The sequence below is a fragment of the Streptomyces sp. NPDC097640 genome (assembly GCF_040302705.1).
Taxonomy (GTDB): Bacteria; Actinomycetota; Actinomycetes; order Streptomycetales; family Streptomycetaceae; genus Streptomyces.
The window spans coordinates 45,934-67,828 of sequence record NZ_JBEOSB010000024.1 but is presented as its reverse complement, the minus strand read 5'-3'; the positions used below and the strand labels follow the sequence as shown (position 1 = coordinate 67,828).

Below are 21,895 nucleotides of genomic sequence, written 5' to 3'. Positions count from 1 at the left end.
CTCCTTCTCACGCCCCACGCCGAGGGCGAGTGATGCTGATCGGTGGCTTGCTGGATAATGTTCCCGAGTCGGGAACACCGTCTGGTGTGTGACTGCGAACGCAATCACCGCGGTTCGCCCCTCATGTGCAGGGCGTCGTCCTAGTCGATGAAAACGCTCCACGCGGTGGCGTTGAGGTTGTCGGCGAGGAAGATGTCGGTCCCTCCCAGCCGCTTTTCCCAGGGCGGCATGAGTTCGGCCGCGCGGGCGGTGACCGCATCCATCCAGACCTTGATTTCCGCCTGCTTGTTGTTCGCCGGCACCTTGGCGGCGGCCGCGGCTTCCTTCATGTCGACCGTGCGCAGTGCTTCGGATGCAGCGGCGCGCAGGTCCCGGATGTACTCCCGGTTCGTCGCCACGTCCTCGGGCGTACCTGGCAGAGCCATATGACCGGTGACGATGGTCTCGTAGTCGTACTCGAGCAACTGGTCCATGGCGTCGAAGTACGCGGGCACGTGTGCGGAGAAGTACAGGCGGAAGAATGGCGCGCTCTTCGGACTGAAGCTGTCCATCGCTCCCATGAGCTTCAGCTCCGGCAGGTGGATGAAGAGATTGCCAGCCTGATGCCAGTCTCCCGTGTAGTCGAGGACGAACCGTACCCCGTTGATGTCCATCTCCTTGCGCCGGCCGCTGAAGGTCTCGGTGGGCAGGGGGCGCCGATCGTCTTTCTTGACCTGCTTGATGAACTCGCCGGTGATCTCATGGGAGATGATCTTCAGGCCGTCCCGCTTCAGCAGGTGAGCTGCCCCGATGTGGTCGGCGTGCGCGTGGCTGTAGATCAGGTGGGTGACGGGCCTAGGGGTGACCGACTCGATCGCCTCCAGCAGTTTGTCCCCCAGGAATGGTGAGGCGTCCACGAGGACGACACCGTTGTTCGTCTCCACGAACATCGTGTTGATCATCCCCTGGGTGACGAAGTGGGCACCGCCGCCCAGGTCCCTGACGGCGTACCCGGACTCCGGGATGTCCGGACCCAGGGCGAAGCCGGGTACAGGCGCGAACTTGGTCATGGTGATCTCCTTTGGGTGGCCCGTCCCAGGGATGGGGGCGGATGGTCTCCTGTGATGCGGCTCCAGGGGCCGCGTGAGGGCTGGGTCGGTCCTGGCCTGCGGCAGCGTGGCCTTCGAGGCGACAGCGGGCCAGTGCAGGACAGACGCTCCTTTCTCCAGCTCCGGTGCAGGGACGTCCTCTGGTTTCCTCTCCAGAGAGGATCATCGCTTTTCGTCCAGCATGTCCTACTTTGTGTATGCGTGGGCGCTCCAAGGGCGCCCTGCTGAACCTAGGTCTGACTGGTCCACCTTCACCGGCCCGTCACGGCGCTGTGGGGGGCACACTGGCCGCATGAACCACAACAGCGAGCTGGGTGACTTCCTGCGCTCGCGGCGGGCCCGGTTGCGTCCCGAGGATGCGGGGGTCGCGTTCGGTGGCGGCGCGCGCCGGGTGCCCGGGCTGCGCCGTGAGGAGGTCGCGCGCTTGGCCGGGGTGAGCGCGGACTACTACGCCCGTCTCGAGCAGGGCCGGCACCCCCACGTCTCGGAGACGGTGCTGGAGGCGGTGGCCCGCGCCCTGTGCCTGGACGACACCGAACGCGGCTACCTCTTCGAGCTCGCCCGGCCCGGGTCACCTGGACGGCGCCGGCGTCGTCCCGCCGGCGTACCACGCATGCGGCAGCGGATCCACCGCATGCTGGACGTCCTGAACGATGTCTCGCCGGCCGTCGTCCTCAACCACCGCAGCGACGTCCTGGGCGCCAACCACCTGGCCAAACAGCTGATCACAGACTTCGACACACTGCCGTACCGTGACCGCAACCTCGCCCGGTTCGTCCTGCTCCACCCCGCCGCCCGTGACCTGTACATGGACTGGGGCCAGGTCGCGGAGTCGTTCGTCGCCAGTCTGCGCCTGGCCGCCGGACGCCATCCCGACGACCGCCTGCTGAACGAACTCGTCGGGGAACTGTCCATCAAAGTTCCCGGGTTCTCCACCTGGTGGGCCGGTCACCGTGTGGACCAGTGCGCCCACGGCACCCAGCGCCTCGACCACCCCGTGGTCGGCGAACTCACTCTCTCCTACGAAACGCTGGCCCTGCCGGCCGACCCTGACCAGAGCATCGTGCTCTACACCGCCGAACCCGGCTCCGCCTCCGCGGAAACGCTCCGCCTGCTCGCCAGTTGGACCACACCGACGAACACACTCGAGACCGCCCCCTCTCAGGCACCGTCCAACTGATGAGGAACAGGCGGTCGATCAGCGACTAGGACTTGAGGTCATGACAACCACCCAGCGCATCCACACCCCCTTCGGAGAAGAGTCGACGGCCGCCGAGGTCATCGAAGGCGTCGACCTCACCGGAAAGCACGCGGTCGTCACCGGCGCCTCTTCGGGTCTCGGCGCCGAGACCGCCCGTGCCTTCGCCAGTGCCGGCGCCTCGGTCACCCTCGCGGTCCGCAACACGGACGCCGGCGAGCGCACCGCGACCGACATCCGCAAGGCGACCGGGAACGACGCGGTCCAGGTCGGCCGGCTCGACCTCGCCGACAGAGCGTCGATCTCCGCCTTTACGAGCGCCTGGTCCGGGCCCCTGCACATCCTCGTCAACAACGCCGGTGTGATGGCACTGCCCACGCTCGAGCGCACACCGGACGGCTGGGAACTGCAGTTCGCCTCCAACCATCTCGGCCACTTCGCGCTCACGCTCGGCCTCCACGACGCGCTCGCGGCGGCCGGCAACGCGCGGATCGTGTCGCTGAGCTCCCGGGGCCACCACGCCTCGCCCGTCGAGTTCGACGACATCAACTTCACCTCCCGCCCCTACGACCCGTGGCTCGCCTACGGGCAGTCCAAGACCGCCAACGTTCTCTTCGCGGTCGAGGCGACCAACCGCTGGGCAGCCGAGGGGATCACCGCCAACGCCGTCCACCCCGGCGTGATCATGTCGACAAACCTGTCGCGCCACATGGACCCCGACCAGGCCGCACAGCTGCGCGCCGCCGAGGCAGCCGGGGAACCCGGCTCGATCCAGGGCGCGCCGTTCCGGTTCAAGACGATCGCCCAGGGCGCCGCGACGAGCGTGCTGGCCGCGACCTCCCCCCAGCTGGAGGGCATCGGCGGCCGCTACTTCGAGGACAGCAACGAGGCGGAGCAGCTGACGCCCGAGGCCGTGGGAACCTCCCCCGGCGGCGTAGCCCCGTACGCGCTCGACCCGGACGCCGCCGACCGCCTGTGGGAACTGTCGCTCGCCGCAACGGGCGCATGAGCAGAATCCCCGCAAGAGCAGCACCGAACTCGTGGCATCGGCCTCGATGCCGCGATGTACAGAACACCTGCCTCCACGCGCGGTCCGCCCGTAGACCGTTCGAAGCCCACAGAGGAGCCGACCCTCGCCCGAGGACTCGCGGACGAGGGCGAACACATCGCTGCGGCGGAAGGACGGTGCCGCTGGCCACACTGAAGCGGAACTTCCGGACGCCCCTCGAAAGTCAACTTGACGGTGCCTCGGGAGAGTTGCGCCCTCGTACGCCCGTCGGGGCACTCCAGCTGGCGAGCATGCGCAGTGTCTCCGCAGACGCCGAACCAGGCTCCGCGGTGTAGAGGCAGATACTCAGGTCAGGGTCGGCCGGCAGGGCCAGAATCTCGTAGGACAGGGTGAGTTCACCGACCACGGGATGAACGAGGCGCCGGGTGCCGTGGGCGCACTGGTCCACGCGGTGACCGGCCCACCAGGTGGAGAACGCGGGAACCTTGTTGGACAGTTCCCCGACGAGTTCGTTCAGCAGGCGGTCGTCGGGATGGCGTCCGGTGGCCAGACGCAGGCTGGCGACGAACGCCTCCGCGACCCGGTCCCAGTCCTGGTACAGGTCCTGCGCCGCAGGGTGGAGCAGGACGAACCGGGCGAAGTTACGGTCGCGGTGCGGCAGTGCGTCGAAGTCCGTGATCAGCGCCTTGGCGAGATGGTTGACTGCCAGGACGTCGCTGCGGTGATTGAGGACCAGGGCGGGCGAGACATCGTTCAGGACGTCCAGCATCTGGTGGATCGCCGGGCGCACGCGCGGTACCCGGGCCGGACGGCGCCTGTCCGGGCCGGGGGTCGTGGGCCGGGCGAGCTCGAAGAGGTAGCCGCGTTCGGTGTCGTCCAGGCGCAGGGCGCGGGCCACCGCCTCCAGCACCGTCTCCGAGACGTGGGGGTGCCGGCCCTGTTCGAGACGGGCGTAGTAGTCCGCGCTCACCCCGGCCAAGCGCGCGACCTCCTCACGGCGCAGCCCGGGCACTCGGCGCGCGCCGCCACCGAACGCGACCCCCGCATCCTCGGGACGCAGCCGGGCCCGCCGCGAGCGCAGGAAGTCACCCAGCTCGCCGGTTTGGTCCATGCATCCAGTGATACACCACAGCGACGTCATGGGCGCTGAAGGTGGACCAGTCAGACCTAGGTTCGGCAGGGCGTGCGCGGGGCGTCCACACGTGTGTCCCGGGCGGGATGCTGGATGCGAACCGGGAGGCAGCGTCGCCTTCACAGGTGGTCCTCGCCGGCCTGCCGCAGGCCACCGCCTCGTCGAACGCCGGGTGGCCCTCCAGTGCGGTGATTCGCTCGAGCGGCACCGCCTGGTTTGCCAGCACCAACCCGTGGTGGCCCTCCTGCTCCCCGCACCCGCGGGTGGCTTCGTTGATCTCTAGGAACAGCGTTTCTCGACGGGTTCCGGAGCAGTTGGTGATCAGCGGGTCCATGAGTGTCGGCCAGAAATGACGGCGTTGCCGTGGGCGTGGCGAGAAAAGGGAGGCGGGTGCCTACGGGCCGTTGGCAGGATGTCCACGCTCAACACTCGATGGGAAAGGACCCGACGACCGTGGCTCGTGCCATCACTCTGATCCGCTCCGCCTCCCTGTCCGACGTCGCCGAGTACGCTTACGCGGCTACGGCGCCCGCCGACTCCCGCCTGATCTTCCTGGCCGGGGCGTGTCCCCTGAACGACGACGGCTCGACGGCAGCGATCGGGGACTACGCGGGTCAGGCGCTGAAAGCCGTCGAGAACATGCGGGCTGCTCTCGCTGCCGCCGGCGCGTCACTCCAGGACGTGATCAGTACTAGGGTTCTCGTCGCATCGGCCCGGCGGGAGGACCTGGTGTCTGCCTGGGAGGTAGTCCGGGACTCGTTCGCCGACCACGACGTCCCCAGCACCTTGATGGGCGTCACTGTCCTCGGCTATAAGGACCAGCTCGTCGAGATTGAGGCCGTCGCCGCCGTGCTCGACTCCTGAGGTCCATTGACACAACGCGGCGGCCGCGCGGCCTGGACCGGAAGTGCCTGGCGGTATCACCGCGAATATGGGATTGCCCGCCGCCTGCGAGGGCGGCCGGCAATCGAGGCAGGCAGCATGAACGTCAGCCGGTCGACGATGGCCGCGCGGAGCCGCGGGTCCGTGAACCTCTTCGTCCAACCGTCGAAGGTGTGGGGCTCGAATAATCGTCGCTCCTGGTCAAGCGGCATATCTGTACTCGTTGATCACGCCGCCGAGGATGCGGGTGCGCAGGAACCCAGGTCGGTGGCTAGGTTGCGGGCCTGCTGGGTGGTCCAGGCCGCGGTCGGGCGTGCGGTGACGCCGGTGACGTGCAGGCGTCGGGTGCGGTGCTCGAGAAAGACCAGGGCGTGCAGGCGGTGCAGGCTGATGGTGTCGATGTGGAGGGAGTCGCAGGCGAAGAGGCCGGTGGCCTGCGCTGAGCGGAACTCGCGCCAGGTTGGGCCTGTGTGGCGGGGTGCGGGGGCGATGCCTGCGGTGTGGAGGATCTGCCAGACGGTGGAGGCGGCGATCGGGTGTCCGCGCCGGGCCGGTTCCTTGAATCCGGCAGTGGCCCCATCGGCTGTTCCCGCAGCGGCGGACCGTCGTCAGCCGTCCTGAGCGGGGAACACCTCGTCGACGGCGCGGCGCAGTGTTTCGCGGACAGCCATGGCGTTGTCGAGTTCGGCGGCCTGGAACGCGCCGTCATGGAGCAGGACGAGGACGCGTGCGGCGTGGTCGGGGTCGGGGTGGCCCATGGCGGCCGAGAGGTCGCGCAGCACGCCGAACAGCCAGGTGCGCTGGTCGTCGATGACCGCGCGCACCGGGTGGGTGCGGTCGGGGTATTCGGCGGCGGCATTGAGGAACTGGCAGCCGCGGAAGCCGTCTTCGAGGGTCGCGTCGCCGAGTACGGCCATGACCGCGCGGAGTGCCTCGCGCGGCGTCTTGCCCTGCCGCGCCCGTCCGACCGCGTCCCGGATCTGTTCGGCGGTGGCCGTGAGGTAGGCCGAGACGAGGTCGTCCTTGCTGGGGTAGTGCCGGTAGAAGGTGGCACGCGTGACCTTGGCCTCGGTGACCAGTCGGTCGATGCCCACGGCCTGGATGCCCTCCGCGTAGAAGAGGCGGGACGCGGTGCGCAGCAGCCGGTCCTTGGGATGCAGCTCCGAGACGGTCGTCATACACCCATCATAAAGAAAGACCAGTCGTTCTCGGCTGTCGCCCCTGTCACGTTGCAGCGCCCCAGGTAGAACGACTAATCTTTCTCTCAGAAAGACCGATCGTTCTTCCTGGGAGGAATGGAATCCATGAGTACCACCCCCACCATCGTTCTCGTCCACGGCGCCTTCGGCGACTCCGGCATGTGGAAGGGGGTCATCGCCAGGCTCCAGGCGCAGGGCTACACCACTGTCGCCGCGGCGAACCCGCTGCGCGGGCTGGAGTCCGACGCGCAGTACGTCGCCACCGTCACCAAGGCCGTGGACGGCCCTGTCGTCCTGGTCGGCCACTCCTACGCGGGCGCGATCATCACCCGCGCGGCCCGCGAGGCGTCGAACGTCGAGGCCCTGGTCTACGTGGCCGCCTTCCAGCCCGACGAGGGCGAGAGTGCCCTGCAGAACGCCTCCCGCTTCCCCGGCGCCAAGATGGGGCCGGACACCACCATCGCCATCGAGCACGAGGGCGAGCCGGAGCTGCGCATCCTGCCCGAGCACTACCAGGACGTCATCGCCGGCGACCTGCCCGCCGAGACCACCGACGTCCTCGCGGTCACCCAGCGCTCGGTACGCGTGCAGGCCCTGACGGCCGAACTGTCCGGCACCCCAGCCTGGCGCATTTTGCCCTCGTGGGCAGTGGTCGCATCCCAGGACAACGCCATCCCCGCCCAGGCCCAGGAGTTCATGGCCGAGCGCGCCGGATCGCACGTCGTACGCGTCGAGGCGTCCCACGCGGTGGCCATCTCGCAGCCCGACGCGGTGGCCGACCTGATCATCGAGGCCGCCAAGGCCACCCGCTGACCCCTCCCTCGTCGCCGCCACCACGGCCTATCGGCTGCTGCGGCGGCGGCGACGGACCGGGGCCCAGTACCGATCAGACTTCAATGGCACGAACTTACGGATCATCAGGTTTCGGTGGCACACGATCAAGGTTCGCTGGCACAGGACAGTTTCGTGTGACTGAGCGCCGTAGTTGGCGAGCGAGCGCTTTGAGTTGGCGGGCCCTGAGCGTTGTACTTGGCGGGTGTGTGTGGCTGAGCAATGGCCAGTCGAGCACGATTTTCGCTGTTCAGATGTGACTGATTGCGTCTCTCGGAGTACTTCAGTTGGCGAGGAGCGTGATGTGTCCCAAGGGGCCGTGGCAACCGGAACCGTTCCAGGCGGCGTCGCTGACAACATGACTGCCACCATGCCTACTGAGCCCCCCAGCTACGCGCACTGCGGTGTCGGCGCTAACCCGGACGGCGGAGATCCTGTGGGTTGCAGAGGCCGTCGTGTTGAGCGTCAGCCAGGCGAGAACGGCGAGAGCCAGCCTGAACTGTATGACGCGTGCCTGGCACACCTCAGCGACGAGGGCCGCGATGCCTACTTGGCTTCCCTCAGCCCTGGCAGTCGTCTTGACCACCGCGGCACCACCATCGGTGGGACCCTGCTGAGGGCGTCGGCTTGGGAGCGCGGAAGTCGGCCCATGTGCTGGAGCTCCGGCCGGGCGCCGGATCGACGTCGGCATCCTTCAGGATCTTCCAGACGGTCGAGGCGGCCACCTTTACCCGGGCCGCATACCTGTTGGCGCGTGACGTGCGCCCGGCGCCGACCGGCGGGTGGGCGATGGGCCCTTGGCCGGCATGTACCAAGGGATTGTGGGCACCCGCGGCACTCAGCGAGCGCACGCTGCGTCGCCCTGACGGGCTGGTCCTGCTGGTCGTTCGCCCACTGCGGTTGCGTGCTCTCGATAACTCTTGTGAGGGCAGTCGTGCGACCGCTCGAGGCTGCCGGTCCATCGCGTGCCCTTTCACCGAGGCTCATGGGCTTGCCGAGTCAGAGGCTTGCTGCAACGACCACCGGTATAGTCATTGTGGGGAACGTTCCCGGATGGAATCGGCCGACGCGTAGTGGGGAGCTGGAACGGATGGCGAGGGCCCGCGGCAAGGCTCCTACGATTTTGGATATCGCCGCGGAGGCGGGGGTTTCGAAGTCTGCCGTGTCACGTGCCCTCTCGGGACAGGGCGAGGTGAGCGCGGAGACCCGGGAACGGGTCGAGCGCGCTGCGCGCGACCTCGGGTACGTGGCCAATGCCATGGCACGGGGGCTTGTCAGTTCGCAGACGAAGACGGTCGGTGTCCTGCTCCGGGACATGACCCGGCCGTACTACGCGTGGCTGCAGGTGGCGATGCAGAAGGCGGCTGAGGCCCGGGGCTATCAGATGGTCACGGTCGCGAGTGCCGGAGATCTTGGGGTTGCCGACGCCCTGCGCGCGCTGAAGAGCCTCATCTCCTTGCAGGTGGACGGTCTGGTGGTGTCGTCGGCCCGTTTGCCCTCGGAGGAGATCGTTCCGTTCATCGATCGGGTGCCGATCGTGGTGGCGGGCCGCCGGGAGACGAGCAGGGGCATCACCAGTGTCTTTTGTGACGACGCCGACGGCGGAACCGTACTGGCGGACCATCTGCTCAAGCTCGGACACGAACGGATCGCGGTCCTCTTGACCGACGAGACGTACTCCCTGAGCCAGCACACCCGGGGCTACGCCATGATCGAACGCATACGAGCCGCGGGGAAGACACCCGTCGTCTGGGAAGTCGCCTCGGACAGAGAATCGGCCCAGGTGATCGCCGACCAACTGGACAGCGCCGGGGCCACGGCTGTCATGTGCCCCACGGACGCCGCAGCGGTCGATGTCCTGGAGGCGTTGCGGCAGCGGGGACAGTCGGCACCCGAGGACTGCACGGTGACCGGTTACGACGGATTCGGCCCGCTGGCCACCCCATATATGGGGCTCACCACGTTCCGCCAGCCGGTGGAGGAGATCGGCAGGACCTCGATCGGTCTCCTCCTCGACAGGATCGAGGGCAAGACGGACCAGGACCGCCTGGTCGAGCTTCGGGGACGTCTTGTCGAAGGCCGCACGGCAGCGGAGTGGCCCGGCATGCCGTAACCTGTGCGCGGCTTGCCGACCCGGTCAGTCGTCGGTCTCGGCCGGCCACCACCGGCTGGAGGTCGCCTTCGGATCCAGGCCGATTCTTCGGACGTGACTTCCAGGCTTCCAGGCCGGCCGTATCGTCGGCGTGCTGCGCGGACACCCCGGGACACCCCTGCCAGGACCCGGTGCGGCGAGCGCAGTGTGTACTCCGGCCGGTCGACCGCCTGCGCTGGTGGCGACCTCAAGGATGAAATCGGTCGTGGCGTTCTCGTCGTCCGCCTGCTGCGCGGCAATTCCCCGGCCTGGCGCTGACGGCCGTTGACGAACCGGCCCACGGGGCGCATGAGCGTGCTGGTCGCGATGACCACAACGCAGCCGATGAGTGCCATGACCTCCATCCCGGCCCCGGCGAGCGAGCCGATCGCGGCAGCGCACCACAGGGGCGCGGCCGTGGTCGGTCCTCGGATGTCGAAACCGTCCCGGAGGATCACGCCCGCTCCGAGGAAACCGATCCCGGACACAACCTGAGCCGCCACGCGCGTGGGATCGGCCCCGGGGTTCTCGCCGAGTCCCACGGTTCCCATGACCACGAACAGTGAGGCGCCCACCGGGACCAGGGCATTGGTGCGGATGCCGGCGGTGCGCAGGCGCCACTGACGCTCCATACCGATCGCCGGTCCCAGCGCCATGGCCACGAAGACCCTGGACGAGAGCCCGAAGAGGGCACCAGGGTCGGTCACCGGATGTTCCCTTCCGGGTTGGTCATAGGCGCCCGGTACACCATCGGGCCGGGAACGCTCCCGGCGGGGAAGGCTACGTTCATCTCCATGATCCGGCAACGACAACCGGTCATCGATGAGGACTTTTGGCGCAGCCTGTCGTTTGCGAAATCGTCGCTTGTTCGCGTCGAACACCCTCTGATACGTTCGCGTCATCGCCAGCCCGGGAACGTTCCCGTAACGTGCCAGATATGCGACGCGCCGGGCAAAGGAGTACTGATGCCTTCAAATACATCGCCGTCCCCGGTGGCCAGGTGGCGCAAAAACGGCCTTGGCCCCTGGCTGGTGCTGCCCGCGGCCGGGCTGCTGGCGGTCTTCATCTTCAAGCCGCTGTTTCGGACCCTGGAGCTGAGCACCTACGCCAGTGACCTCATCGGGAATCCGACCCGCTATGTGGGTCTGGACAACTACACCTCGCTGCTCTCGGACCCCGACTTCCTGCATACGGTCGTCGTCTCAATCGTCATCGCCTTGCTGGGCATGTCCCTGGCGACCTTCGGCGCCCTGTGCGCGGTGCTGCTGCTGCGCCAGCGGCTGCTGGGCGGCGGGATCTTCAATGTGGTCTTCTCGCTGCCCTTCGCCTACTCCGCGGCCTCGGCGTCCGCGGTGTTCGCGGGACTGTTCGCTCCGTCGGTCGGAGTCCTCAACATCATCCTCGGCAAGGTGGGACTGCCGGGACCGCACTGGCTGGACAGCCCGGTCACCGCAGTGTGGTCGATCGCGATCGCGACCGCCTGGTACGAGTTCGGGTTCGCGTTCCTGGTGCTGACCGCTGCGGTGCGCGACGTCCCGCCGGAGGTCATCGAGGCTGCGCAGCTCGACGGAGCCGGCGGTTTCCGCCTCGCCGCCCGCATCCTGGTTCCCATCATGCGCCCGAGCATCCTGTTCCTGGTCGTGACTCAGACGATCACGGGTCTGCAGTCGTTCGCCCAGATCCAGGTGCTGACCCGGGGCGGGCCGGCGTCCGCCACGACCAACCTGGTCTACCGCCTCTACCAGCTGGCCTTCGGTAACGGGACTCCGGACTTCGGCCGGGCATCGGTCATCGCGACCGTCCTCGTCCTCATTGTCGCGGCGGTCACCGCGCTCCAGTTCCGTCTGCTCGGACGGGAGAACACCGCATGACTTCGACCGATGCCAGGCCGACCCGCGTCCAGTCAGCACCGGCTGTGCCAGCCCGCGCCCGGCGCAGCGTGCGTGTCCCGGGCCCGTGGATCATCGTCCGGTTCACCGCTGTGATGGTCTTCGCGGCGATCATCTTCCTGCCCGTCTACGTCTCCTTCGTCGGCGCCTTCACTCCCAACGGGGAGTTCCTGCGCAGCGGGATCGTTCCCAGCCCCGCCGATGTGACGCTCGGCAACTTCCATGAGGCGCTGACGGCCGTGCCCCTGGTGCGGGAGTACCTCGTGAGCGTCGGCGCCGTCACGCTGCAGACGCTCGGGCAGCTGCTGACCGGTGCGCTGGCCGCGTACGCCCTCGTCTTCCCACGCTGGCGGGGCCGCAACGTCGCCTTCGTGCTGGTCCTGGTCACGCTGGCGATCCCCGCCGAGAGCATCGTCATCCCCAACTACGAACTCGTCAGCTCGATCGGGCTGCGCAACACCATCTTCGGCGTCGTGCTCCCCTACCTGGCCGCGGGATACCCCATCTTCCTGCTGAGGCAGGCGTTCGCCGCGGTACCCACCGAGATCTGGGAGGCGGCACGGCTGGACGGCGCCGGTGACCTGCGCGCCCTGTTCACGATCATCATGCCCGCCTGCCGACCCCAGGTCACCAACGCCGTCATCTGGAGCGCCCTGGCCGCCTGGAACGGCTTCTTCTGGCCTCTGCTGATCACCGACACGGCCGCCGCCCGGACCATCCAGGTCGGAATCTCCCAGCTGTCCGCCTCCGAGGTCTCCAGCCCATCAGTGATCTTCGCGGGTGCTGTGCTGGTGGTCGTCCCCACGATCTTCCTCGTCATCTTCGCCCAGCGTTTCCTCATCAACGGCCTGACCCGCGGTGTCCTGCGCTGAGCCTGCCCACCACGTCTCCTCTCCCTCCCCTCATCGCCCTGAAGGAACCGTCATGAAGCACAGAATCCTGGCTGCGGCCATAGCGGTCACCGTCGTGGCCGGCTCGGCCGCCTGCAGCTCGAACTCGTCGGACAGTGGTGCCGGCGGGTCGTCCGTGCCGGATGCGTCCGCCCTGAAGAACGCGAAGGGTGTCACCGAGATCACTGTCTGGCACGGTCTCGGTGCCGCCAACGGTGTCGCCTTCGACAAGCTGATCAGTGAGTTCAACGCCGCCAACAAGGGCAAGATCCACGTCAACGCCACCTTCCAGGGCGTCTACGCCGACCTGCTGGCCAAGTACACGGCAGGCCTGCGCGACAACAGCACCCCGACCGTCATGGTCGCCGGTGACATCGCCACCGGCTTCATGACCGCAGTGAAGAAGAGCATCCCGGCCACCGACATGGCCAAGGCCAACCCCTCGGATCTGAAGATCTCCGACCTGTCCGCGGCGGGCCGCAACTACTACACGGTCAACGGCAAACTGCAGGCCGTCCCGATGAACATGTCCACCCCGATGCTGTGGGTGAACCGGGACCTGCTCGCGAAGGCCGGCATTCCCAAGAGCACCGACCTCAGCACGCTGGACGCCGTGATCGCCGCTGCCAAGACCGTCAAGGAGAAGACCGGCCAAAAGGGCTTCACGATGCCCGATGACGACTGGTACATCGAACAGCTCACCGCCACGGCGGGCCAGGACTTCTGCACACCGGACAACGGCCGCAAGGGCAGTGCGGCCTCCGGCATCACCATCAACACCGGCGCGGCGAAGACGGCCATCACCAAGGTCGCCGACCTGTACCGCTCGGGTGTGGCCGTGGACGGGGCACCCGACGGATCTGCGGCCCTGTCCGGATTCCAGGCCGGCAAGGTCGCCTTCCTGCTCAACAGCTCGGGCGCACTCGGCGCACTGAAGACGGGCACCAAGTTCGACTACGCGGCCCTGCCGTTCCCCACCAGCGGTCCCAAGACCAGCTCCGGCCCCGTCATCGGCGGTTCCGCCCTCTGGCTCAGCAGCACCGCCACCGACGCGCAGAAGGCGGCCGGCTGGAAGCTGGAGACCTTCCTCGCCTCTGCCGCCGCGCAGGAAGAGTTCAGCCACGCAACCGGCTACCTTCCGGTCAACACAAAGACCGACGCGTCCTCCACGCAGCAGGCGTTCCTCAAGGCGAACCCGAACTATCAGACGATGGTCGCGCAGCTCAAGAACGTTCCGATCGTGTCGGCCCCGGCCGGCTGCGTGACCGGCGCGATGACGGCCATCCGGACCGGCAACATCAACCAGATCCAGGCCGCCTTCGCTGGTCAGAAGACCATTGGTGCGGCGCTCGACCAGGCGGTCACCGACGCCAAGAGCTCGATCAAGAAGTACCAGGACCAGCTCGGCCGGTAGCCGGCTACCGATCACGTACTCACCACGCACAGAAGAGAAAGCAACGGCCTTGACGGACATTCGCTACGGAATCTTTCTCCGACCCGACGCAGCGACCTGCTGGAACGTCACCCAGGTGACGCACGCCCTGAACAAGCAGTTCGGTCTGGTGTCGGCCGGGGCCTTCCCCCCGCACGCCACGCTCATCGGGAACCTCGCCACGCAGGCATCCGAGGACAGGCTCATCTCCGCCCTCGACCCGGTCTTCGAAAACGTGCACCCCTTCCCCGTCCACAACAGCGGAATCGACCGCAAGGAGCTGGGCACCTACGAGTACAACATCAATCTCGACGAGACCGTGACGAAGCCGAACGAACCTCTCGCCCGGGTCGCCGCGGCCGTTGCCAAAGCAGTCGCGCCCCTCTCGGCGCCCGTTGACGACTACCTGGTCACCCCGGTGGCCGAGTACGAATTCTCCGCGCACCTCGGCCTGGCCAGTCACGACCTGGTTGTGGACAACCACCTGAGCGAGGAGGTCGGGGACTTCCTGACCGAATTCGCCCTCCAGCCGCCCGACTCCTTCATCGCTCGCTGGTACTCCCTCTTCGAGTTCCGCTCCGAATGGAGCAGCCACTGGTGGCACCACATGACGTGGCGCCATGTCCACTCCTGGAAAGCAGCATGAGCCGGCCCCGCCAGGACACGGGCGCAGCCTCAAACGTCTCCCTGCACACCACGGGCTCACAGGAGGCTCACCCGACAAGCGTCCATGCGGACGCACGCCCTGGCCAGGACCACCGAAGGACCGGCCTACGCACGCCACGCATCGTCATCTTCGACCTCGGTGAAGTCCTCGCCACACCGCCTGGCCTCTACGCCGCGCTCGCAGCTGCGATCGAACGCCGTCCCGAAGCCGTCGGGGCTGCCTACTGGGCCTACCGCGACGCATACGACCGTGGCGGCAGCGCACAGGCCTTCTGGAGCGACGTCCTCGCCGAACTGGGCGTCTCCCCGGCCGAGGACGCTGTCTCCGAACTGACCAGGATCGACACCGAGGCATGGACGACGATCCGTCCGGACGCGGTGTCCCTCCTCTGCTCGCTGTCCACCCAGGGAGTCCGGCTGGGCATCTTGTCCAACGCCACACGCGAGATGGCCCAAGCCGCCCGCCGCACCCCCTGGGCCGCGTACGTCAGCGACTGGTTCTTCTCCGCGGAACTGCGCCTGGCCAAACCAGACCAGGCCATCTACTCCGAGGTGACCAACGTTCTCGGGTACCCGCCGCAAAGCATCGTCTTCGTCGATGACCGCCCGGTGAACGTGGAGGCCGCGCGCGAGGCCGGCTGGAACGCCCACACATGGACCTCGGGCGAGAACACCAGGACGCTCATGAGCGATCTGGGTCTCCTGCCCGCCAGATGACGCGGCGCGCCGCTCCCGCCGCCCGGCCTGCCGGACGGCGGTGGGATGAAAATCCGCGCACAAGCGCCTGGGCGGCGTCCGACGCTCCCGACAGCCGGGAGCCTGCGAGCGGGAAACCGCAGGGCGAGGCGGTTGAGGTGAAGCGCGTCCGCGGTGCCACGGAGAGCCCGCCCCTGACGGGCGCTGGAGGGCAGCCGCGCGGTCATGTCCGGCTACTGGACCGAAATCGACCGGTGGATCGAGGCTTAGCCACCCACCAAAGCCGCTACCAGGCACGTCATGGCGGGCCGGGGGTCAGAGGCGCCCGGCCAGTTGGTCATCAGGAGGTGGTGGGCGGTGCCGACAACAGCGAGGGCCACGGCATGGGGTGCGACGGTCGCGGCCACCCGGCCGAGCCTCTGCTCGGCCTGCAGATAGCCGGTGATGGCCTCCTGGATCGCGGTGAAGCCTGGCGCTCCGCCCTCGAATGCCTCTCGGATCCGCACCGTGGCGACGGGGCGGGTCATGGCGAGGCCCGAGATGGCCGGGCCACCCGAGTCGAACAGTGCGAGGACGACGGCGTCAAGGTTCCGCGTCACCGTGTCCTGCCCGGCAAGCTCCGACAGCGCCCGTGCCTTCGCGACCGTCCGTGCGAACCGGTCGAGGCAGAGCTCGGCCACGAACTCGTCGAGCCCCGTGAAGTGCGCGTGCAACAGCCCCTTGGCGCAGCCCGCCTCGGCGGTGACAGCCCGGCTGGTGAGCGCGCCGGGGCCGTCCCGTTCCACGACACGCTCGGCGGCCGTGAACAGTCGTTCGCGTACGTCCGGTGTCGCCACTCCGCGCGGTGACATGGACCTCTCTTCCGTTTCTTTTCCCCTCGCCCTGAAGGGATTCAGCTCAGTCGATGCTAGCGGGTTGCCAGTTTGGGCGCACGCCCATACTGTTTGGGCGAACGCCCATTCTCTGTTGTCCACCACAGGAGGCACTCGTGCCGGACGTCGTCAACTCCGAGCAGGCACAGGCATGGAACGGAGCCGAAGGCATCCACTGGGCCCGCAGTCAGGGCCGCTGGAACGCCGTGAACGGGGGTTTCAACGAGCCGCTGCTCGACGCCGCCGGGATCACCGCGGACCACAGGGTTCTCGACCTCGGCTGCGGCGCCGGGCAGACCACCCGACTCGCCGCGCTCAGGGCACCGCGAGGGCATGCCCTGGGCCTCGATCTGTCTGCGCCGATGCTGGCCGAGGCGCGGGCCGAAGCGAACCGGGAGGGCATCGCCAACGTCTCCTTCGTTCAAGGCGACGTGCAGGCCCACGCCTTCGAGACAGGCGCGTTCGACGCCGCGATCAGCCGCTACGGGGTGATGTTCTTCACTGACCTCGTAGCGGCCTTCGGCAACGTCGGCCAGGCGCTGCGGCCTGGCGGGCGCCTGGCGTTCGTCTGCCCGGCCGATGCCGCGCTCAACGAATGGGTGACCGTGATGGCGTCGCTGCGCGACATCCTTCCGGTCGGTGACGACTTCGGACAGCCGGGCCTACCCGGAATGTTCTCCCTGGCCGCCCCGGACCGTATCCGCGCCGTCCTCACCGAGGCCGGTTTCACCGGCATCAGCATCGACAAGGCGCAAGCATGCGGCGTATGGGGGCACGGAGCCGAGGACGCCGCGGAGTTCCTCCTGGCCACCGGCCCCGGTCGCCACCTGCTGCAACAGGCGCCTGCGGCCGCACGGCCCCAGGCCCTCCGCGCACTCACCGACCGCCTGCGCACCCACGAGACAGCGGACGGAACCGTCCAGCTGATCAGCACATCATGGCTGGTCACGGCAGACAATGCCTAGCATTCGGGTCGCAGATCTGCCCTTGGCACCGGTCAGGAGCGTGTCTGTGAGTATGCTCGCCTGACGCGCTGTCAGGCACTGCGCGTTCGTGACTTCGGGTGCGGCGGTGACGGCGCCGGGCGATGGCTCGGTGCCGGGGTCACCACCAGGACCAGCCCCTGGCGTGACCGGTGCGCTGAAGTCCGCCCGCCGGGCGGAGATAGACCTTGTTGTGATCGGGGGCGATCCCGCTCGGCTGGGTGCAGCGGTGTATGGATCATCAGAAGGACTCAGAACAATCCTGCTTGACGCCGCGGGTCCTGGAGGACAGGCAGCAGCAAGTTCCCGCATCGAGAACTACCTGGCCTGGTGGATGGTGCCGCGCTTGCCGTGGCACACGTCCCGGGCCGGCTTGTGGCGGGACTCCTGCACAGTGAGCTGCCGGTTCATCTGACGGCGGTAGGTGTCGTCGACCGGATCGACCCCGGCCGCCGGCGCCCTGCGCCCGCTACGTGACCCGGACGCGCCCGAACTGGACGAGGACGAAGACGAGTCGGCCGCTGACTTGTAGGGTCTCACAGCTCGTGACATGCCGATCTTGCGCGATCTGGGCGTTCTTGGCTGTCTCACGGCCTTGTCACCCATGATCAGTCTCAAATCCGTGGCATTTCCTCGCGAGGTCGAGGGCGAGGTCGAGATCAGGCGGCTTGCCCGTGTCGGCCGAGTACACCACGCTGAGCCCCGAGCACGAGGACCACCGGCGAGCCCAGGTCGCGCACCGATGAGTTTCCCGCGCCGCGCTGGTCTATAAGCCGGACACCCACGGACGGAAGGCTGGGCCATGCGGAAATTGATCTACGGCATGAATCTGACTCTGGACGGCTACATCGCCGCGGTCGGCGACGACATCGGCTGGAGCGGACCGCCGAGCGACGAGCTGTTCCAGTGGTGGCTCGACCACGAGCAGGCGAGTGGCCTGTCGCTGTATGGGCGCAAGCTGTGGGAGGCGATGAGCTCCTACTGGCCGACCGGCGACCAGCAGCCCAACGCCACCCCGGCGGTGATCGAGTTCGCGCGGAACTGGCGGGACACGCCGAAGGTGGTGTTCTCTTCGACGATCGACAAGGTCGACTGGAACACCCGCCTGGTCACCGGCGACGCGATCGCCGAGATCAGCCGGCTCAAGGCCGAGGACGGCGGCCCGATGAACATCGGCGGCGCGAACCTCGCCGGGGCGGCCATGCGCGCCGGGCTGATCGACGAGTACGTGATCGCCGCCCATCCGGTCCTGGTGGGCGGTGGCACGCCGTTCTTCACCGCGCTGGACAGCTGGGTGAACCTGAACCTGGTGGAGACGCGGACGGTTCCCGGCGGCGTGGTCCTGACCAGGTACGAGACGAGGCGCTGAGCAGCAGCCCCCAACACGCCTTGGAGTGCCCGGCAGTAGGTGTTACTTCAGGCGCTTGGTCGTGGGCCGGCCGTCCCAGCGATAGCGCGGAGTCGCGCGGCGGATGAGCATACGCAGTGTGACGATCGCGGCGGACAGGTAGAGGTGGAAATCCACGACGCGGGTGCGCTTCTCGGTGCAGCGCCGCAGCTTGCCGAAGCCGTTCATCCACGCGTGGCTCCGTTCCACCACCCACCTCTTGCCGGCCTGGATCGGGGCGGGGGCGCCCTTGCGGGCGATCTCGCCGGTGAAGCCCAATTCCCGAATCGCGCAACGGGTCTTGTCGCGGTCGTTGCCTCGGTCCAGGTTCACGTCGGCTTGGTCGGGAAGGCCGCCGACCTGCGCGTCGGCGGCCTTGAGGGTGGGCAGCAGCAGTGGGGAGTCGTGGCGGTTGGCGCCGGCCGGGACGATGCCGAGCGGGATGCCGGTGGCCTCGGTGGTGACCGAGCGCTTCAGGCCCTGTTTGCCCCGGTCCACCGGAGAGCGCCCGGTGGCCTCGCAGCCACACGGGGCCTTGGTGAGGCAGCCGTCCACGGACAGTTGGTCGAGCTGAAGGCCGATCATGCGGTCGTACGCCTGGAGGGCGAGCGCGTGGATCTGCACGGCCATCCCCAGCGGGGCCCAATCCTTGACGCGGCGCCTGATCGTACGGTCCGAGCAGCCGGTTTTCGCAATGCGCTCGGTGATCACTGAGCGTAGAGAACTCCATGATCACCAGGGCTCGGGCCTGCTGTGATTCCGGGGCGCCCCGAAGGCCGGCCAGTGCGCCTACTGCCGGGCTCTCTAAAGAGGCCATACCCTTTGACCTGTGCATTTGCGCCTCTGAGGTACTCGGGGGCGATCGTCCGCTGTACGTCCGACGTGCCGCCTGGCGCGGCGTGCTGTCGAGTTCACATCCGCCACACGTTTCATGCGTGAGCGATGAGTTTGGGCGGCGGATCGGGTCTGCCCTGGTATGACTCGAATCATCGCTGACATCTCGGTCTCTCTCGACGGCTTCGTCACCGGGCCCGACCCCGGCCTGGACAACGGTCTGGGCACCGGCGGCGAGGCCCTGCACACGTGGGCGTTTTCCGACGACCCCGACGACCGCCGGGTCCTGCGTGAGGGGACCGCCCGCTCGGGCGCCGTTGTCCTCGGCCGCCACCTGTTCGACGTGGTCGACGGGCCGAAAGGCTGGGACGACACGTCCGGCTACGGCGTCGGCGAGGTTGGCAAGCCCGCGTTCGTCGTCGTGACGAGCTCGCCGCCGGAGTCGGTGCGGACAACCAACCTCGACTGGACGTTCGTCACCACCGGTCTGCCCGACGCCGTCACCGCCGCGCGCGAGCGAGCCGAGGCGGCGTCGTCGGACAGCGGCAAGGACCTCGACGTCGTCCTCATGGGCGGCGGCGCCACGATCCGCTCGGCGCTCGACGCCGGGCTGGTCGACGTGCTGACGCTGCACCTCGCGCCTATCGTGCTGGGCGCCGGGACACCACTGTTCACCGGCGGAGCGCCGCGCACGCTGGTGCAGCGGAGCGTGATCTCGACATCGACCGCGACGCACCTGACCTACGACGTCTTCCGGTGATCTGATGACCACTGTCAACGCGAATGAGATCGCCTTGGGCATCGAGTCGTTCGGTGACGACAACGCGCCACTCGTCCTGCTCGCGGGCGGGACGACGATGCTCTCGTGGCCCGACGCGCTTTGCGAGCGCCTCGCCGCTGGAGGGCGCCATGTGGTGCGCTACGACCTGCGCGATAGTGGGGAGTCGACGACGACGGATCCGGAGGCGCCCGCCTACACCCTGCGCGGCCTCGCCGCCGACGCGGCGGCCCTTGCTGACGCGCTCGGCGGGGGGCCTGCGCACCTCGCGGGGATCGGCGTCGGCGGTATGGTCGCCCAGGTGGCCGTGCTCGACCATCCGGGCGCGTTCTCGGCGCTCACCCTGGTCGGCACCCGCGCGGTTGCCCCTGGCCCGCCCGACGATGACCTCCCCGACCATGACCAGGCGACGATGAGCCGGCTGTTCGCGCGTCCGTTGCCCGATTGGACCGACCGCGAGGCGGTTGCGGAGTTCGCCGCCGCCGGCGCGGAGATTCTCGGCAACGACCCCGTCGCCGCGCGCGCAATCGCTGGGCGCATCTGGGACCGCACGCCCGGCACCGCACCCCCGGTCCAGATGGCCAACCAGATGGGCATGGTGTTTTCCAGGCTCGACTGCGAACCCCGCTGGCGCGAGCGCCTGCCCGAGATCGAGGTCCCCACGCTCGTCGTCCACGGCCGCCGCGACCGGTTCTTCCCTGTCGGCAACGGCGAGGCGATTGCGCGCGAGATCCCCGGGGCACGGCTGCTCGTCCTCAAGGAGGCCGCCACTGCGATTCCCGATGCGGCGGTCGGAGAGGTCACCGAGGCGATGCTCACGCTCGGATAGAGGACGGCGGGTGCCGCGCGGGTCTGGCCTCCACGCAGCAGTGGACGTCGGAGGCTTGATCCGGCCGCGCGCCCGCGATCGGCACGATTCCAACCCGAGATTCCCCGTGGTGGCCATGCTTGCTCCTCCTGATCCCGAACAGCATCGTTGTGCGCCGTTCACGACTCGACACTGAGCCTCCGGGGAGCGTCGGCGGGAGCTACGGGACTTCGTGGTACAGCGCGTACCACCCCGCGGGGCGGGGTGTGCGGGAGGATGGTGTGCATGGGTCAACTCGGTGCCGCGCTGCGGGCGTGGCGGGACCGCCTGGATCCCGCGACGGTGGGCTTCGCGCACGCCTCACCCCGTCGGGTCCCCGGTCTGCGACGCGCGGAGCTGGCGACGCTGGCCGGCATCTCGGTCGAGTACGTGGTCCGGCTGGAGCAGGGACGGGTGGCGACACCCTCGGCGCAGGTCTGCTCGGCCCTGGCTCGCGCCCTGCACCTGTCCGACGACGAGCACGCTCACCTTTTGCGCATGGCCGGTCATGCAGCGGATCCGAGCCGGGTTCCACGAATGATCCCAGGGAGCCTGTACCGGATCGTGGAGCAGCTCGTCGGCAACCCGTTGGCGATCTACGACGCCACCTGGCAGTTGCTGCACTGGAATCCGCTGTTCGCGGCCACGTTCGGCGATCCCACGGTCCGAGGTGGGGGAGACCGCAACGTCCTGGTCTGGCAGTTCCTGGGTGAACTGCCCCGGGTCCGGCAGACGGCGGCCGAGCGGGCGGCGTTCGAGGAGTCCCTCGTCGCCGACCTGCGCGCGACGACGAGCCGGTACCCCGACGACCCCGACCTCGCGGCGTTGGTATCGAGGCTGAACCTCAGCCCACGGTTCTGCGAGTTGTGGAGCCGCCGAGCGGTGGGCGGTCACCAGAGTGCGCACAAACTCGTCCAGCACCCGGATGTCGGGGACATCGCCATGAACTCCGACATCCTCAACACCCAGGACACGAACCTCCGCCTCGTGGTGTACACGCCGCAGCCAGGCACCGACGCCCGCAGCAAACTCGAATTCCTTGCGGCCATTGGGGTCCAGAGGATGTCTCCTCAGGGATGAAGGCCCGCGTTCCGCCTCGTCCGGTGGACCAGGCTGCTGGATGGTACGCGCGGTACCAGGAAGTCCCGTAG

At 68.2% G+C, this 21,895-nt stretch carries 19 protein-coding genes and 4 pseudogenes; 15 read left to right on the top strand and 8 right to left on the bottom strand.

Features of this window, described 5'->3' with window-relative positions; genetic code table 11:
- Positions 1-140: 140 nt before the first annotated feature.
- Positions 141-1,049: an MBL fold metallo-hydrolase gene (locus tag ABTY62_RS32405; protein ID WP_352132987.1), complete on the bottom strand. Its 909-nt coding sequence runs from the start codon at positions 1,047-1,049 to the stop codon at positions 141-143.
- A gap of 331 nt (positions 1,050-1,380) precedes the next feature.
- Here ABTY62_RS32405 and ABTY62_RS32400 point away from each other — a divergent pair, with 331 nt between their 5' ends.
- Together ABTY62_RS32400 and ABTY62_RS32395 are read left to right on the top strand one after the other, a co-directional pair.
- Positions 1,381-2,268 (top strand): helix-turn-helix transcriptional regulator, encoded by an 888-nt coding sequence (locus ABTY62_RS32400; RefSeq protein ID WP_352132986.1) that lies wholly within the window; start codon positions 1,381-1,383, stop codon positions 2,266-2,268.
- A 40-nt stretch (positions 2,269-2,308) separates the two neighbouring features.
- Positions 2,309-3,295 (top strand): SDR family NAD(P)-dependent oxidoreductase, encoded by a 987-nt coding sequence (locus ABTY62_RS32395; RefSeq protein ID WP_352132985.1) that lies wholly within the window; start codon positions 2,309-2,311, stop codon positions 3,293-3,295.
- A 223-nt stretch (positions 3,296-3,518) separates the two neighbouring features.
- On the opposite strand, the gene ABTY62_RS32390 is transcribed toward ABTY62_RS32395, so the two are convergent.
- The gene (locus tag ABTY62_RS32390) at positions 3,519-4,406 is read right to left on the bottom strand and encodes a helix-turn-helix transcriptional regulator (RefSeq protein ID WP_352132984.1); all 888 of its coding nucleotides are present in this window, start codon (positions 4,404-4,406) and stop codon (positions 3,519-3,521) included.
- 474 nt (positions 4,407-4,880) lie between these two features.
- Between ABTY62_RS32390 and ABTY62_RS32385 the strand changes: the two genes are divergently transcribed.
- Positions 4,881-5,291, top strand: coding sequence for a RidA family protein (locus ABTY62_RS32385; RefSeq protein WP_100568610.1), 411 nt, complete (start codon positions 4,881-4,883; stop codon positions 5,289-5,291).
- Positions 5,292-5,566: 275 nt separating this feature from the next.
- Here the strand turns inward: ABTY62_RS32385 and ABTY62_RS32380 are convergent.
- Positions 5,567-5,933 (bottom strand): annotated as a pseudogene (locus ABTY62_RS32380) (integrase); the annotation flags it as partial.
- Positions 5,918-6,487, bottom strand: a complete 570-nt coding sequence (locus tag ABTY62_RS32375; RefSeq protein WP_352132983.1) for a TetR/AcrR family transcriptional regulator — start codon at positions 6,485-6,487, stop codon at positions 5,918-5,920. The pseudogene ABTY62_RS32380 and the gene ABTY62_RS32375, both read right to left, overlap by 16 nt.
- A 126-nt stretch (positions 6,488-6,613) precedes the next feature.
- Between ABTY62_RS32375 and ABTY62_RS32370 the strand changes: the two genes are divergently transcribed.
- Both ABTY62_RS32370 and ABTY62_RS32365 read left to right on the top strand, forming a co-directional pair.
- A complete protein-coding gene (locus ABTY62_RS32370; protein WP_352132982.1) occupies positions 6,614-7,321 on the top strand; it encodes an alpha/beta fold hydrolase in 708 nt (235 codons plus the stop codon).
- Between the two features lie 1,108 nt (positions 7,322-8,429).
- The gene (locus tag ABTY62_RS32365) at positions 8,430-9,452 is read left to right on the top strand and encodes a LacI family DNA-binding transcriptional regulator (protein WP_352132981.1); all 1,023 of its coding nucleotides are present in this window, start codon (positions 8,430-8,432) and stop codon (positions 9,450-9,452) included.
- 323 nt (positions 9,453-9,775) lie between these two features.
- Here ABTY62_RS32365 and ABTY62_RS32360 read toward each other — a convergent pair.
- A pseudogene (locus ABTY62_RS32360) lies at positions 9,776-10,126 on the bottom strand (MgtC/SapB family protein); the annotation flags it as partial.
- Positions 10,127-10,435: 309 nt separating this feature from the next.
- Here ABTY62_RS32360 and ABTY62_RS32355 point away from each other — a divergent pair.
- The 5 genes from ABTY62_RS32355 (at position 10,436) to ABTY62_RS32335 (ending at position 15,064) form a co-directional block, all read left to right on the top strand.
- Positions 10,436-11,341, top strand: a complete 906-nt coding sequence (locus tag ABTY62_RS32355; RefSeq protein WP_352132980.1) for a carbohydrate ABC transporter permease — start codon at positions 10,436-10,438, stop codon at positions 11,339-11,341.
- Complete coding sequence (locus ABTY62_RS32350; protein WP_352132979.1) at positions 11,338-12,231, top strand: carbohydrate ABC transporter permease; 894 nt, start codon at positions 11,338-11,340, stop codon at positions 12,229-12,231. Before ABTY62_RS32355 ends, ABTY62_RS32350 begins: the two co-directional genes overlap by 4 nt.
- A gap of 52 nt (positions 12,232-12,283) precedes the next feature.
- Complete coding sequence (locus ABTY62_RS32345; protein WP_352132978.1) at positions 12,284-13,663, top strand: ABC transporter substrate-binding protein; 1,380 nt, start codon at positions 12,284-12,286, stop codon at positions 13,661-13,663.
- Positions 13,664-13,778: 115 nt separating this feature from the next.
- Positions 13,779-14,327 (top strand): hypothetical protein, encoded by a 549-nt coding sequence (locus ABTY62_RS32340; protein WP_352132977.1) that lies wholly within the window; start codon positions 13,779-13,781, stop codon positions 14,325-14,327.
- The gene (locus ABTY62_RS32335) at positions 14,324-15,064 is read left to right on the top strand and encodes an HAD family hydrolase (protein WP_352132976.1); all 741 of its coding nucleotides are present in this window, start codon (positions 14,324-14,326) and stop codon (positions 15,062-15,064) included. Before ABTY62_RS32340 ends, ABTY62_RS32335 begins: the two co-directional genes overlap by 4 nt.
- Before the next feature lie 245 nt (positions 15,065-15,309).
- Here the strand turns inward: ABTY62_RS32335 and ABTY62_RS32330 are convergent, their stop codons facing one another.
- Positions 15,310-15,894, bottom strand: coding sequence for a TetR/AcrR family transcriptional regulator (locus tag ABTY62_RS32330; protein WP_352132975.1), 585 nt, complete (start codon positions 15,892-15,894; stop codon positions 15,310-15,312).
- Positions 15,895-16,031: 137 nt separating this feature from the next.
- On the opposite strand from ABTY62_RS32330, the gene ABTY62_RS32325 reads away from it, so the two are divergent.
- On the top strand, positions 16,032-16,880 hold the full coding sequence (locus ABTY62_RS32325) for a class I SAM-dependent methyltransferase (RefSeq protein ID WP_352132974.1): 849 nt from the start codon (positions 16,032-16,034) through the stop codon (positions 16,878-16,880).
- Positions 16,881-17,222: 342 nt separating this feature from the next.
- Here the strand turns inward: ABTY62_RS32325 and ABTY62_RS32320 are convergent.
- A pseudogene (locus ABTY62_RS32320) lies at positions 17,223-17,342 on the bottom strand (Tn3 family transposase); the annotation flags it as partial.
- A gap of 358 nt (positions 17,343-17,700) precedes the next feature.
- On the opposite strand from ABTY62_RS32320, the gene ABTY62_RS32315 reads away from it, so the two are divergent.
- Positions 17,701-18,267, top strand: coding sequence for a dihydrofolate reductase family protein (locus ABTY62_RS32315; protein WP_352132973.1), 567 nt, complete (start codon positions 17,701-17,703; stop codon positions 18,265-18,267).
- Positions 18,268-18,309: 42 nt separating this feature from the next.
- Here ABTY62_RS32315 and ABTY62_RS32310 read toward each other — a convergent pair.
- Positions 18,310-18,987 (bottom strand): annotated as a pseudogene (locus ABTY62_RS32310) (transposase); the annotation flags it as partial.
- A gap of 274 nt (positions 18,988-19,261) precedes the next feature.
- Here ABTY62_RS32310 and ABTY62_RS32305 point away from each other — a divergent pair.
- The 3 genes from ABTY62_RS32305 (at position 19,262) to ABTY62_RS32295 (ending at position 21,824) form a co-directional block, all read left to right on the top strand.
- Positions 19,262-19,879 (top strand): dihydrofolate reductase family protein, encoded by a 618-nt coding sequence (locus tag ABTY62_RS32305; protein WP_352132972.1) that lies wholly within the window; start codon positions 19,262-19,264, stop codon positions 19,877-19,879.
- A gap of 4 nt (positions 19,880-19,883) precedes the next feature.
- Positions 19,884-20,726 (top strand): alpha/beta fold hydrolase, encoded by an 843-nt coding sequence (locus tag ABTY62_RS32300; protein WP_352132971.1) that lies wholly within the window; start codon positions 19,884-19,886, stop codon positions 20,724-20,726.
- Positions 20,727-20,990: 264 nt separating this feature from the next.
- A complete protein-coding gene (locus ABTY62_RS32295; RefSeq protein ID WP_352132970.1) occupies positions 20,991-21,824 on the top strand; it encodes a helix-turn-helix transcriptional regulator in 834 nt (277 codons plus the stop codon).
- Positions 21,825-21,895: the final 71 nt, after the last annotated feature.